The organism is Streptomyces sp. NRRL WC-3742 (assembly GCF_000720635.1).
In the GTDB taxonomy this organism is placed as follows: Bacteria; Actinomycetota; Actinomycetes; order Streptomycetales; family Streptomycetaceae; genus Kitasatospora.
The window spans coordinates 80,550-94,710 of the sequence record NZ_JOCF01000017.1 but is presented as its reverse complement, the minus strand read 5'-3'; the positions used below and the strand labels follow the sequence as shown (position 1 = coordinate 94,710).

The 14,161-nt window shown below is 71.2% G+C and carries 10 protein-coding genes; 8 read left to right on the top strand and 2 right to left on the bottom strand.

Annotation, left to right across the window (positions count from 1 at the left end; genetic code table 11):
• The 5 genes from IH61_RS0112645 to IH61_RS0112625 all read left to right on the top strand — a co-directional run.
• The coding region (locus IH61_RS0112645; protein WP_031068885.1) for a multifunctional oxoglutarate decarboxylase/oxoglutarate dehydrogenase thiamine pyrophosphate-binding subunit/dihydrolipoyllysine-residue succinyltransferase subunit at positions 1-3,453 on the top strand (3,453 nt) is incomplete at its 5' end.
• A gap of 229 nt (positions 3,454-3,682) precedes the next feature.
• Positions 3,683-5,722, top strand: a complete 2,040-nt coding sequence (locus IH61_RS45870; RefSeq protein WP_031068883.1) for a serine/threonine-protein kinase — start codon at positions 3,683-3,685, stop codon at positions 5,720-5,722.
• Between the two features lie 32 nt (positions 5,723-5,754).
• The gene (locus IH61_RS0112635; protein ID WP_031068881.1) at positions 5,755-5,934 is read left to right on the top strand and encodes a DUF6104 family protein; all 180 of its coding nucleotides are present in this window, start codon (positions 5,755-5,757) and stop codon (positions 5,932-5,934) included.
• A 181-nt stretch (positions 5,935-6,115) separates the two neighbouring features.
• Positions 6,116-7,030, top strand: coding sequence for a DUF4097 family beta strand repeat-containing protein (locus IH61_RS0112630; protein ID WP_031068880.1), 915 nt, complete (start codon positions 6,116-6,118; stop codon positions 7,028-7,030).
• Position 7,031: 1 nt separating this feature from the next.
• On the top strand, positions 7,032-8,120 hold the full coding sequence (locus IH61_RS0112625) for a PadR family transcriptional regulator (RefSeq protein WP_031068879.1): 1,089 nt from the start codon (positions 7,032-7,034) through the stop codon (positions 8,118-8,120).
• A gap of 96 nt (positions 8,121-8,216) precedes the next feature.
• Here IH61_RS0112625 and IH61_RS0112620 read toward each other — a convergent pair whose 3' ends face one another.
• Together IH61_RS0112620 and IH61_RS0112615 are read right to left on the bottom strand one after the other, a co-directional pair.
• Positions 8,217-9,179, bottom strand: coding sequence for a zinc-binding dehydrogenase (locus IH61_RS0112620; RefSeq protein WP_031068878.1), 963 nt, complete (start codon positions 9,177-9,179; stop codon positions 8,217-8,219).
• A gap of 114 nt (positions 9,180-9,293) precedes the next feature.
• Complete coding sequence (locus tag IH61_RS0112615; protein WP_031068877.1) at positions 9,294-10,490, bottom strand: NAD(P)-dependent malic enzyme; 1,197 nt, start codon at positions 10,488-10,490, stop codon at positions 9,294-9,296.
• An 815-nt stretch (positions 10,491-11,305) separates the two neighbouring features.
• Between IH61_RS0112615 and IH61_RS0112610 the strand changes: the two genes are divergently transcribed.
• Genes IH61_RS0112610 through IH61_RS0112600 form a run of 3 tightly spaced genes read left to right on the top strand, consistent with a single transcriptional unit; the run spans position 11,306 to position 14,053 of the window.
• Entirely contained in the window at positions 11,306-12,241 is a 936-nt protein-coding gene (locus tag IH61_RS0112610) for an ABC transporter substrate-binding protein (protein ID WP_037972475.1), read from the top strand.
• 37 nt (positions 12,242-12,278) lie between these two features.
• Positions 12,279-13,250, top strand: a complete 972-nt coding sequence (locus tag IH61_RS0112605) for an amino acid ABC transporter permease (RefSeq protein ID WP_051836919.1) — start codon at positions 12,279-12,281, stop codon at positions 13,248-13,250.
• A 50-nt stretch (positions 13,251-13,300) separates the two neighbouring features.
• Positions 13,301-14,053 carry an amino acid ABC transporter ATP-binding protein gene (locus IH61_RS0112600; protein ID WP_031068871.1) on the top strand — a complete coding sequence of 251 codons (753 nt, stop codon included), beginning with the start codon at positions 13,301-13,303 and terminating at the stop codon, positions 14,051-14,053.
• Positions 14,054-14,161 lie beyond the last annotated feature (108 nt).

Below are 14,161 nucleotides of genomic sequence, written 5' to 3'. Positions count from 1 at the left end.
GCCCCCGCCGCACCGCTCGCCGCAGCCCCCGCCGCGCCCCCGGCGCCGAAGGCCGCCGCCCCGGCCGCACCCGCCGCCGCTGCCCCGGCCGGCCCCGAGCTGGTCCAGCTGCGCGGCCCGGCGAAGGCCGTCGCCACCAACATGGACGCCTCGCTGGAGGTGCCGACCGCGACCTCGGTCCGCGCCGTCCCGGCGAAGCTGTTGATCGACAACCGCATCGTCATCAACAACCACCTGCAGCGCGCCCGTGGCGGCAAGGTCTCCTTCACCCACCTGATCGGCTACGCCCTGGTCCAGGCCATCAAGGCTTCGCCGGGCATGAACCACAGCTACAAGGTGGAGGACGGCAAGTCCTACCTGGTCAAGCCGGAGCACATCAACCTCGGCCTGGCCATCGACCTGGTCAAGCCCAACGGCGACCGCCAGCTCGTCGTCGCGGCCATCAAGAAGGCCGAGACGCTCGACTTCTTCGGCTTCTGGCAGGCGTACGAGGACATCGTCCGCCGGGCCCGCGCCAACAAGCTGACCATGGACGACTTCACCGGCGTCACGGTCTCGCTGACCAACCCCGGCGGCATCGGCACCGTGCACTCCGTGCCGCGCCTGATGCAGAACCAGGGCACCATCGTCGGCGTCGGCGCCATGGAGTACCCGGCCGAGTTCCAGGGCTCCGCCCCGGAGACCCTCTCGCGCCTGGGCGTCTCCAAGATCATGACGCTGACCTCGACCTACGACCACCGCGTCATCCAGGGCGCGGCCTCGGGCGAGTTCCTGCGCGAGATCCACCGCCTGCTGCTCGGCGAGAACGGCTTCTACGACGAGATCTTCGAGTCGCTGCGGATCCCGTACGAGCCGGTCCGCTGGGCCACCGACGTCGCCACCACCCACGACGACGAGGTCAACAAGACCGCCCGCGTCATGGAGCTCATCCACGCGTACCGCGTGCGCGGCCACCTGATGGCCGACACCGACCCGCTGGAGTACAAGCAGCGCAAGCACCCCGACTTGGACGTCGTCCAGCACGGCCTCACCCTGTGGGACCTGGAGCGCGAGTTCGCGGTCGGCGGCTTCGGCGGCCAGAAGATGATGAAGCTCCGCGACATCCTCGGCCTGCTGCGCAACACGTACTGCCGCACCGTCGGCATCGAGTACATGCACATCCAGGACCCGAAGCAGCGCAAGTGGCTGCAGGAGCGCCTGGAGAAGCCGTACACCAAGCCCGAGCGCGAGGAGCAGCTGCGCATCCTGCGCCGCCTGAACTCCGCCGAGGCGTTCGAGACGTTCCTGCAGACCAAGTACGTCGGGCAGAAGCGGTTCTCCCTGGAGGGCGGCGAGTCCCTCATCCCGCTGCTGGACGCCACGATCGACGCCGCCGCCGAGCACCGCCTCGACGAGGCCGTCATCGGCATGGCCCACCGCGGCCGCCTGAACGTGCTGGCCAACATCGTCGGCAAGCCGTACGGCAAGATCTTCGGCGAGTTCGAGGGCAACCTCGACCCGAAGTCCATGCACGGCTCCGGCGACGTCAAGTACCACCTGGGCGCCGAGGGCACCTTCACGGGCCTGGACGGCGAGACCATCAAGGTCTCCCTCGCCGCGAACCCCTCCCACCTGGAGACGGTCGACCCGGTCGTCGAGGGCATCGTCCGCGCCAAGCAGGACGTCCTGGACCAGGGCGGCACCACCTTCCCGGTGCTCCCGATCCAGGTCCACGGCGACGCGGCCTTCGCCGGCCAGGGCGTCGTCGCGGAGACCCTGAACATGTCGCAGTTGCGGGGCTACCGCACCGGCGGCACGATCCACCTCGTGGTCAACAACCAGGTCGGCTTCACCGCCGCCCCGGCGTCCTCGCGCTCGTCGATGTACTGCACCGACGTGGCCCGCATGATCGAGGCGCCGATCTTCCACGTGAACGGCGACGACCCGGAGGCCGTGGTCCGCGTCGCGCGGCTCGCCTTCGAGTTCCGGCAGGAGTTCCACAAGGACGTCGTCATCGACCTCATCTGCTACCGCCGCCGCGGTCACAACGAGGCCGACAACCCGTCGTTCACCCAGCCGCTGATGTACGACCTGATCGACAAGAAGCGCTCGGTGCGCAAGCTGTACACCGAGGGCCTGATCGGTCGCGGCGACATCACCATGGAAGAGGCGGAGCAGGCGCTCCAGGACTTCCAGGGCCAGCTGGAGAAGGTCTTCGCCGAGGTCCGCGACGCGGCCCAGGCCCCGGCCGACGCCACCGCCGCCCGCCCGGTCGCGAACTTCCCGGTCACCATCCAGACCGGCATCTCCCAGGAGATGGTCAAGCGGATCGCCGCCTCGCAGGTCAACCACCCGGACTGGCTGACCGTCCACCCGCGCCTGCTGCCGCAGCTCCAGCGCCGCGCCGCCTCGGTCGAGGACAACACCATCGACTGGGCGACCGGCGAGGCCCTCGCCATCGGCTCGCTGCTCATGGAGGGCCACCCGGTCCGCCTGGCCGGCCAGGACAGCCGCCGCGGCACCTTCGGCCAGCGGCACGCCGTCCTGATCGACCGCAAGACCGGCGAGGACTACACCCCGCTGCAGTACCTCACCGAGGACCAGGCCCGCTTCACCGTCTACGACAGCCTGCTGTCGGAGTACGCGGCCATGGGCTTCGAGTACGGCTACTCGCTGACCCGCCCGAACGCGCTGGTCATGTGGGAGGCGCAGTTCGGCGACTTCGTCAACGGCGCGCAGACCATGGTGGACGAGTACATCGCCTCCGCCGAGCAGAAGTGGGGCCAGCACTCCGGCGTCACCCTGCTGCTGCCGCACGGCTACGAGGGCCAGGGCCCGGACCACTCGTCCGCCCGCCCGGAGCGCTTCCTCCAGCTGTGCGCGCAGGACAACATGACGGTCGCCATGCCGACCCTGCCGTCGAACTACTTCCACCTGCTGCGCTGGCAGGCGCACAACCCGCACCACAAGCCGCTCATCGTCTTCACCCCGAAGTCGATGCTGCGTCTGAAGGCCGCGGCGAGTGCGACCGAGGAGTTCCTGTCGGGCTCGTTCCGCCCGGTCATCGGTGACACCACCGTCGACCCGGCGCAGGTCCGCAAGGTCGTCATCACCTCCGGCAAGTTCTACTACGACCTGGCGGCGGCCCGGACCGAGCGCGGCGTCACCGACACCGCCATCGTCCGCATGGAGCGGCTCTACCCGCTCCCGGTCGCCGAGCTCCAGGAGGAGCTGGCCCGCTACGGCGAGAACGTCCAGTTCGTCTGGGCCCAGGAGGAGCCGGCCAACCAGGGTGCCTGGCCGTTCATCGCCATGAACCTGGTCGACCACCTCCAGGTCGTCGTCGGCCGCACCGGCGGCGACGCCCGTCTGCGCCGCGTGGCCCGTACGGCCTCCTCGGCCCCGGCGGTCGGCTCGGCCAAGCGCCACGGCGCCGAGCAGGCGGCCCTGGTGGACGAGGTGTTCACCATCTGACGACGGCCCCCGCGCCGACGCTCCGACGCCCGCGGCCCCCGCCCTCCCGACCAGGGAGGACGGGGGCCGCGGGCGTTCGCAGTTCACGGTTGTGCAACCGATGCGTATCCCCGCTGCACGCCCCACTGACGGGTCGATAGGTTATGCCTCGCCATGTCGGCCGCCCGGTGCCCGTCTTCGCGCCGGCGGCCCGGCCGTACGACCTCACCGCTCAGGGGGACCTCACCACATGACCGCCGACACTCCCCGGGATGCCAGCAAGCTCCCTCCGGTCTTCCAGCCTCTGCTCCCCGACGACCCCCGCGAGGTGGGGGGCTACCGGCTGTACGCCCGGCTCGGCGCCGGCGGCATGGGCCGGGTCTACCTCTCCTACACCCCCGGCGGGCGCCCGGTCGCGCTCAAGGTGGTGCGCCCCGAGTTCGCCGAGGACAGCGAGTTCCGCCGCCGCTTCGCCCAGGAGGTCAGCAGCGCCCAGCGCATCCACGGCCTCTACACCGCGCAGGTGATCGACTCCGGCGGCCTGGACTCGGACGCCCCATGGCTGGTCACCGCGTACGTCCCCGGCCCCTCCCTCCAGCAGGTGGTGCGCGAGCACGGCGCCCTGCCGGTGCGCACCGTGCTGCTGCTCATGGGCGGCATCGCCGAGGCGCTCCAGGCGATCCACAGCGTGGAGGTCGTGCACCGCGACCTCAAGCCGGCCAACGTCCTGGTCGCCGGGGACGGCCCCCGGGTCATCGACTTCGGCATCGCCCGGGCCGCCGACGCCACCGCCCTCACCGGCACCGGCTACCGGATCGGCTCCCCCTCCTTCATGGCCCCCGAGCAGGCCCAGGGCCGGGCCGTCACCCCGGCCACCGACGTGTTCGCCCTCGGCGCCCTGGCCGCGTACGTGGCCGGCGGCGCGGCGCCCTTCGGCGACGGCCCGGACACCGCGGTGCTCTACCGCGTCGTGCACGAGGAGGCCGACCTCACCGGCGTCCCCGAGGACCTGCGGGAGCTGATCCAGCGCTGCCTGGCGAAGTCCCCCGAGGACCGGCCGACGCCCGCCGAGATCATCGGCGTCGCCCGCAACCACCCGGAGGTCGGCGGACAGCTGCGCTTCGGGGAGGACTGGCTGCCGCGCCAGGTCAACACCGAGATCCCCCGCCGCTCGGACCTCCCGAAGACCCCGCCCACCCCGGTACTGGCCGCCCCCGTCGTCCCGGCCGCGCCCACCGCGCCTCCGGCCGCCCCCGCCACTCCCCCGCCGCCGGCCGCGGCGCCGACCAACCAGACCCACCCGACCCATCAGCCTCACCAGACCCACCCGGCCACCGCGGCCGCCCCGCTCCCGCCGCAGCAGCCCGTCACCCCGCCGCCCGGCTTCGCGCCGCCCGCGCTGGGCGCGTACGGCCCGCCGCAGCCCGTCACCGAGGCGCCCACCGCGCCGGTGCTCTCCGCCCCGCCGACCGTGCAGCTGCGCGCCGAGCCCCCGACCTTCGACACCCCGCCGCCGGGCCCGGTGGTCACCTCCGCCCCGGAGCCCGAGAAGAAGGAGCCGGAGCCCGCGAAGAAGAAGGGCGGGGTCTCCTGGAAGGTGCTGCTCGTCGTCGCCCTGGTGATGGCGATCGGCGGCACCGCGGGCGGCGTCGCCCTGATGAAGAAGCTGGACGACGGCAAGAAGGACACCAGCTCCTCCGCCCAGTCGCCGTCGACGGGCCCCGCGGCCAACCCGCCGGCGCCGATCGGGGGCGACACGTCGCCGAGCTCGGGCCCCGTCTCCAACGCTCCGGTGACGGCCTCGCCCTCGAAGACCCCCCGGAGCACCGTCTCGGCCCCCTCGCGGCCGACCGGCTACACCGCCGCGCTCAGCAAGGTCTCCCTCGCCATCCCCGGGGCGAACGACTCCACTGACGCCTACCGGATCGACCTGGAGTCGGGCAAGGTCGTCCCCCGGCAGACCAAGCTGAAGTGGGGCTTCGGCGTCGGCAAGAAGGACTGCTGCGGCGGCAAGGCCGACACCTTCTACGCCTTCGGCGACGACGCCTCCGACTTCGCGCTGATCACCGACGCCACGGTCACCCCCGAGCAGTGCCAGACGGCGATCGACTCCCGGCCCGACACCGACCTGAGCTTCAACCGCGTCACCGCGGGCCGGCTGCTCTGCATCCGGGACCGGGTCACCCGCAACATCTCGGTCGCGGCCATCGACTCCGTCGACACCACCTCCGGGGGCGTCACGGTGACGGTGAGCACCTGGCGGGCGAACGACCAGCCCGGTCTATCCTGACCAGGTCAATCCCCACCTGACCGGAGCGAACCGTGTACTTCACCGACCGCGGCATCGAGGAGCTGGAGAGCCGGCGCGGCGACGAGGAGGTCACCTTCGGGTGGCTGGCCGAGCGCCTGCGCGAGTTCGTCGACCTCAACCCGGACTTCGAGATCCCGGTCGAGCGGCTGGCCACCTGGCTGGCCCGCCTCGACGACGAGGACGACGAGTGACCTGAGGGCACGCCGATGAGGGCCCCCGGAGGCAACCGCCTCCGGGGGCCCTCGCGTTCTCCCGTAGGGGTCGCGTCCGGGACGGTCTCGGGGGCGGAACCACTTGCTTTTCCCGGCACGCGATATATCGTCTTTGGAAGAGAACGCGATACATCGCGATCCGGGACGGGAGGCGGCAGAGATGAACCAGTGGACGGTCGAGGGGCCCGAGAGGATCACCGTCGACGAGGCGATCCGGGCGCTGCACGTGCGCGTCATCGACGGCACGGTCAACGTCGTGGCCGCCGAGGGCCCGGCGCGTCTGGAGGTCACCGAACTGCGCGGCGAGCCGCTGCACGTGACGCTGGTGGACGGCGTGCTCACCGTGACGTACAAGGACCTCAACAGCTGGGGGGACTTCGGCAACGTCCTCAAGTCGATGGACTCGGTCAAGACCTGGTTCTCCGCCCTGCGCAACAAGCGGGTCGTCGGCGTCACCGTCACCGTCCCGGCCTCCACCGAGGTCAGGGTCGGCACCGTCTCCGCCGGCACCACCGTCTCCGGGGTCGCGGAGCACGTCTCGGTGCAGAGCCTCAGCGGCGACGCCACCCTGGTCGGCCTGACCGGCAGGACGGACGCCAACACCGTCAGCGGCGACGTGGACGCCCAGTCGGTGGCCGGCCAGCTCAAGGTCAACACCGCCTCCGGCCGGCTGACCGTGGTCGCCGGCACCGCCGACCGCGTCCAGGTGAACTCGGTGACCGGCGCCGTCACCCTGGACCTCGACGTCGCGGCCGAGACGGACGTCAAGGTCACCACCGTCAGCGGCGCGGTCGCCATCCGCATCCCCTCCCTGGCCGACGCCAAGGTCGAGGCCGGCTCCACCAGCGGCGACATCACCAGCACCTTCGAGCAGCTCAAGATCGCCGGCAACTGGGGCGCCAAGCGCCTGTCCGGCCAGCTCGGCGAGGGCCGCGGCAGCCTCAACGTCACCACCGTCTCCGGCGCCGTGACGGTCCTGCGCCGCCCCGAGAGCGAGGAGGAGGCCCCGGTCCGCGAGCTCCCCGGCCCGAACCTCGACAAGCCGGCCGGCCCCGACTTCACCAAGGAGGCGTGAGATGACCCCCGTCTTCGGCCACGGCCGGCTCCGGCTCTACCTGCTCAAGCTCCTCGACGAGTCCCCCCGGCACGGCTACGAGGTGATCCGCCTGCTGGAGGAGCGCTTCCAGGGCCTGTACGCGCCCTCCGCCGGCACGGTCTACCCGCGCCTGGCCAAGCTGGAACAGGAGGGACTCGTCAGCCACAGCACCGAGGGCGGCCGCAAGGTGTACCGGCTCACCGACGCCGGGCAGGCCGAACTCGAAGCCCGGGAGGGCGAGTTGGAAGAGCTGGAGCGGGAGATCCACGACTCGGTGGCGCAGCTGGCCGGGGCGATCCGCGAGGACGTCAAGGACAGCGCCAAGAACCTGCGCGAGGAGCTGTGGCGGGCCGCCGGCCAGGCGCCGAAGCCCGAGCGCTCCGAGGGCGGCGACCCGTGGTCCGGCCCCTGGGGCGACAACGAGTCCTGGCAGCGCGCCAAGGAGGAGTTCGCCCAGTTCAAGCAGCAGGCCAAGGAGCAGGCCAAGCGGGCCCGCGAGCAGGAGAAGGCCGCCAAGGCCAAGGCGAAGGCCGCCGAGGAGGAGGCCCGCCGGCTGCGCGAGGAGGCCAAGGCTTCGCGCACGGCAGCGCAGCAGGAGGCGCTGCGGATCAAGCGCCGGGTCGAGCAGCAGGTGCGCGAGCACGCCGCCAAGGGCGACTGGCCGACGGGGCTGGCCGAGGGCCTGTCCGAGCTGACCAAGGGCCTGGCCGGGCTGGCCGACGCGGCCCGCTGGGGCCACCCGGCAGGCGACCAGCCCTCGCCGTCCTCGCCGTCCTCGCCGCCGAGCCCGCCGTCCCCGCCCTCGGGCGAGCGGATCACCGTCACCCGGGTCGACCTGGACAAGCCGGACGAGCCGGTCGAGGAGACCGCCGAGCCCGCCGACCTGCCGGCCTGGGCGCACACCGACCCCGCCGGGGACCCGGCCCGCGAGCTGGAGCGGCTGCTCGACCGCTTCCGCGACCAGGTCCGCGACGCGGCCCGCGACGGCGGGGTCGACGCCGACCGCCTGGCCCGGGCCCGCACGGTGCTGGGCACGGCCGGCGAGCGGCTGCGACGACTGCTGGGCTGACGGGCTGACGGGCTGACGGGCTGACGGGCGACCGTACGGACGGACGGTCCGGTGCCTCCGGGGGGAGGCACCGGACCGTCTTTCACGTTCCTGCACTCAGGGGTTCAGCACGATCTTGCCGAAGAGGTCCCCGGCGGCGAGCCGGGCGAAGCCGTCCCGGGCCCCGGCCAGCGGCAGCACGCTGTCGATCACCGGCCGCACCCCGGAGGTGGCGCACAGGGAGAGCAGCCCGGCCAGCTCCTCCTTGGAGCCCATCGTCGAGCCGACCACCTTGAGCTCCAGGAAGAAGATCCGGTTCAGCTCGGTGGCGCTCGGGTTGGCGCCGGAGGTGGCACCCGAGATGACGATCGTGCCGCCCGGGCGCAGCGACTTCACCGAGTGCGACCAGGTCGCGGCGCCGACGGTCTCCATCACCGCGTCCACCCGCTCGGGCAGCCGGGCGCCGCTCTCGAACACCGCGTCGGCGCCGAGCCCCAGGGCCCGCTCCCGCTTGGCGCCGTCCCGTCCGGTGACCCAGACCCGCAGGCCCGCCGCCTTGCCGAGGACGACCAGCGCGGTCGACACCCCGCCGCCGGCGCCCTGCACCAGCACGGTGTCGCCGGGCTTGACCCCGGCGTTGGTGAACAGCATCCGGTAAGCCGTCAGCCAGGCGGTGGGCAGGCAGGCGGCCTGCTCGAAGCTCAGCTCGGCGGGCTTGGGCAGCAGGTTCCAGGTGGGCACGGCCACCTTCTGGGCGAAGGTGCCCTGGTAGCGCTCGGTCAGGATGGAGCGGGGCTCGGCCGGTCCCACCCCGTGGCCGCTCTGGCCGATCACGGAGTGGATGACGACCTCGTTGCCGTCCTCGTCGATCCCGGCGGCGTCGCAGCCGAGGATCATCGGCAGCCGCTCGGCGGGCAGACCGACCCCGCGCAGCGACCAGAGGTCGTGGTGGTTGAGGCTGGCGGCCCGGACGGTGACCACGCTCCAGCCCGGACGGGCCTGCGGCTCGGGCAACTCCCCGAGCTCCAGCCCGCTCAGCGGATCGTCGGCGTCGATGCGTGCGGCGTAGGCGGCGAACATGCCCAGGACGTTAGCCCGGCACGGCCGAGGCCGGGAAGCACGCGAACATGTGACGCGTGTCCCGGCCTCGGAAGGCACGGCTCAGGAAGGCACGGCCCAGACGGGTCGAAGCCCTTACGCCCGGGCGACGCCCTCCGCGCGGGCGGCCTCGGCGACGGCCTTGGTCACCGCCGGGGCGACCCGCTCGTCGAAGGGCGAGGGGATGACCTTCTGCGGGGTCAGCTCGTCGGCCACCACGCCGGCCAGCGCCTTGGCGGCGGCCAGCTTCATGCCCTCGGTGATCCGGGAGGCCCGCACCTGGAGGGCGCCCGCGAAGATGCCGGGGAAGGCCAGCACGTTGTTGATCTGGTTCGGGAAGTCGCTGCGCCCGGTGGCGACGACCGCCGCGTACCTGTGCGCGACCTCGGGGTGGATCTCCGGGTTGGGGTTGGCCATCGCGAAGATGAACGCGCCCTCGGCCATGGTCGCCACGGCCTCCTCCGGGACGGTGCCGCCGGAGACGCCGATGAAGACGTCGGCGCCCTTCAGCGCCTCGGCCAGGCTGCCCTTGAGGCCCGTGCGGTTGGTCCGCGCGGCGATCTCGGCCTTGACGTCGGTCAGGTCGCCGCGGCCGTCGTACACCACGCCCTTGCGGTCGCACACCGCGACGTCGCCGATCCCGGCGGCCACCAGCATCTTGGCGATGGCGATGCCGGCCGCGCCGGCGCCGGAGATGACGGCCCGCAGCGAGCCGATCTCGCGGCCGGTCACCTTGGCCGCGTTCCACAGGGCGGCGGTGGTGACGATCGCGGTGCCGTGCTGGTCGTCGTGGAAGATCGGGATGTCCAGGGCCTCCTGGAGCCGGCGCTCGATCTCGAAGCAGCGCGGCGCGGAGATGTCCTCCAGGTTGACGCCGCCGAAGGAGGGCGCCATCCGCACCACGGTCTCGACGATCTCGTCGACCCCGGTGCAGGCCAGCGCGATCGGCACCGCGTCCACGCCGCCGAACTGCTTGAACAGGATGGCCTTGCCCTCCATCACGGGCAGCGAGGCTTCGGGACCGATGTCACCCAGGCCCAGCACGGCGGTGCCGTCGGTGACCACCGCGACGACGTTGGACTTCCAGGTGTAGTCGTTGACCAGCTCCGGCTGCTCGGCGATGGCCGTGCAGACCCGGGCGACACCGGGGGTGTAGGCGAGGGACAGGTCGTCCGCGTCGCGCACCGGGACGGTCGACCGGATCTCCATCTTGCCGCCGCGGTGAAGCGCGAACACGGCGTCGACCGGATCGTCGGTGTCCTGGGTGCTGCTGTGGATGATCTCCGCTGCCACGATGACCTCTTCGTCATTGATCTGGCGAGGTGCGCGGCCGACGGACTGGGCGACCCGTCCGGGAAACCGGAAACCGGGTACGCGAAAGCGGTACCCGGGGGCGGGGTCGGGGCGCAGCCGCCGGGCGGCGCCCTCGGATGAGGGTTATGGGGTCTGTTGGACTGATGAGTGCTTCCGGGGCGAGCGTAGGTCGGACGAAGGCATCGCACCTATGCCTTTTCGTCCTCGTCGCGCACTGTTCATCGCCGTGCCGTCGCGTCACAGGGGCCCTGCGGCGAGGCGCCGGGGCTCCGGCGGCGGCAAGGTGGGAACACGCACTTACCCGCGGGAGTGAACGCGGACCTGGAGGGAGCCGGTGCCATGGATACGGAGCCTCGTGATGACTTCCGTTCCCGGGCACCCCGAGCCTGTCGGGGCTCGTCGGTCCGGTTCGAGCGTCCGGGGGTCACCCGGGTACCGAATTCTGGCACACCCACCCCCCGCCCCGGCAGGGCGGGCGGCCTCCGGAAGCCTCCGGCGGGCCTCCGGGCCGAGACCGGAGAGGTCTGCATACTTATACGGAGGGTGACAGGTTCACGATATTGGTCCGAATAGCGGACAGTATCCGCCCTCGTTATCCGATTTTGATCTGAATAAGGGCCACCTGACCGTCCTCAGATGGCAGGATTCCCCCCATCTCGGATCGAGCCGACCACTGGTCGAGGCGGTTCCGTCAACGTCCACCTCGGCGGAGGGTGGCGGACGCAGTACCCGCAAGCCCCCTGCGCGCCCCCGCGCCCAGGCACTGCTTCTCTCCCCAGGAGGAGATCCCCCTCATGACCGCCCGTACCCGCACCCGGCTCCTCGCCACCTGCGCGGTTGCCGCCTCCGTCTCCCTCGTCCTGACCGGCTGCGGCAGCAGCAAGTCCTCCTCCGGTACGACCGCCGGCGCGGGCACCAACCCGAGCGCCACGGTCGGGGCCGTGACGGCCGACCCGAAGCTGGCCGACCTCGTCCCGGCCGACGTCAAGTCCGCGGGCAAGCTCGTGGTCGCCGCCGACGCCTCGTACGCGCCCAACGAGTTCAAGGACGAGAAGGGCAACATCGTCGGCATGGACGTCGACCTGGCCGACGCCATCGCCAAGAAGCTGGGCCTGACCGCCGACGTCCAGAACGCCGACTTCACCTCGATCATCCCGGGCATCTCGGCGAAGAAGTACCAGGTCGGCATGAGCTCCTTCACCGACACCAAGGAGCGCGAGGCGACCGTCGACATGGTCACCTACTTCACCGCCGGCTCGGCCATCGCGGTGAAGAAGGGCAACCCGGACAAGATCGACCCCAAGGACCTCTGCGGCAAGAAGGTCGCCGTCCAGACCGGCACCACCCAGGCCGACGAGATCAAGGACAAGCGCAACCCGGACTGCACCAAGGCCGGCAAGCCGACCATCCCGAACGACGGCGACAAGTTCCCGCTGCAGACGGACGTCACCCAGGCCCTGTTCGCCGGCCGCGACCAGGCCATGATGGCCGACTCGCCGGTGATCGACTACGCCCTCAAGCAGACCAACGGCCAGCTCGAGAAGGTCGGCGACACCTACGACAGCGCCCCCTACGGCGTCGTCCTGGACAAGAACTCGCCGCTCACCAAGGCCGTTCAGGGCGCCGTCCAGTCGCTGATCGCCGACGGCACCTACAAGCAGATCCTGGCGAAGTGGGGCGTCGAGGCCGGCGCGATCGACAAGTCCGAAGTCAACGCCGCCAAGAGCTGACCCTCCGCACCACCACACCCCCTGAGGCCACTCAACTGTGAATTCTTCAGACCAGGGGCTGGCGAAGCCGGGACGGCCTGAGCCCATCAAGGCCGTCCCGGTCCGCCACCCCGGACGCTGGGCCGGAGCCCTCGTCGTCCTCGTCCTCGCGGCGATGCTGCTCCACGCCCTGATCTACAACCCCGCGTTCAAGTGGGACGTCGTCCGCGACACGATGCAGGACGACACGATCATCTCCGGCATCGGCACGACCCTCGAACTCACCCTGTTCGCCATGCTCATGGGCGTGGTCGGCGGTGTGCTCCTGGCGATCATGCGGCTCTCCCCGAACCCGCTGCTGTCCGGGACGGCCTGGTTCTACATCTGGGTGTTCCGCGGCACCCCCGTGCTGGTCCAGCTCGTGTTCTGGAACACCCTGGGCTCGCTCTGGCAGAACCTCTCGGTCGGCATCCCGTTCGGCCCGTCGTTCTGGTCCGAGAACACCAACACCCTCATCCCGACCTTCACCGCCGCGCTCCTCGGCCTCGGCCTCAACGAGGCCGCGTACATGGCGGAGATCGTCCGCGGCGGCATCCAGTCGGTCGACGAGGGCCAGAGCGAGGCCGCGCACGCGCTGGGCATGAGCCGGGCGGCGACGCTGCGCCGGATCGTCCTGCCGCAGGCGATGCGGGTGATCATCCCGCCAACCGGCAACGAGACCATCTCGATGCTGAAGACCACCTCGCTGGTCCAGGTCATCTCGCTGACCGAGCTGTTCACGGCCGGCCACGACATCTACTCGCGCACCTTCCAGACCATCCCGGTGCTGGTCGCGGTCAGCATCTACTACCTGATCATGACCTCGATCCTCACCGTGGGGCAGTACTACATCGAGCGGCACTACGCTCGTGGTGCGAACCGAACGCTGCCGCCGACACCGCTTCAGCGGGTGCGCAGGCTGTTCGGCGGAAAGCCGGCCCCGAAGGAGCACGACGTCGTCCCGGGGCTCGAGGGAGGTGGTCACGTATGACCGATCTGACCAAGACCCCTGCGGACGCCGCACCGGCCGCCACCCGGCCGATGGTCAGGGCCGAGGGCGTGCACAAGTCGTACGGCCTGGTCGAGGTGCTCAAGGGCATCGACCTGGAGGTCAAGCAGAGCGAGGTGTTCTGCCTGGTCGGGCCGTCCGGCTCCGGCAAGTCGACCTTCCTGCGGTGCATCAACCACCTCGAGAAGATAAACGGCGGCCGGCTGTGGGTGGACGGCGAACTCGTCGGCTACCGGCAGAAGGGCGACCGGCTCCACGAGCTGCGCGACCGCGAGGTCGCCCTCAAGCGGCGTGACATCGGCATGGTGTTCCAGCGCTTCAACCTGTTCCCCCACATGACGGCCGTCGAGAACGTCATGGAGGCCCCGGTCCAGGTCAAGAAGGAGAGCAAGGCCGAGGCCCGCGAGCGCGGCATGGCCCTGCTGGAGCGGGTCGGGCTCGCCGACAAGGCGAAGAGCTACCCCTCCCAGCTCTCCGGCGGCCAGCAGCAGCGCGTGGCGATCGCCCGGGCGCTGGCCATGAAGCCCAAGCTGATGCTCTTCGACGAGCCCACCTCGGCGCTCGACCCGGAGCTGGTCGGCGAGGTGCTGGACGTCATGCGCGGTCTCGCCGAGGAGGGGATGACGATGATCGTCGTCACCCACGAGATGGGCTTCGCCCGCGAGGTCGGCGACGCGCTGGTGTTCATGGACGGCGGCGTGGTCGTCGAGTCCGGCAACCCCCGCGAGGTTCTCACCAACCCGCAGCACGAGCGCACCAGGGCCTTCCTGTCCAAGGTGCTCTGAGCACGTACGATCGGCGCCCGGCAGGCGGATCCTGCCGGGCGCCGACGTTTTGCCTCTCAAGGTAATAGGCTGGAAGCTGTCAGCCCGTTACCGATACCTGGAAGGACC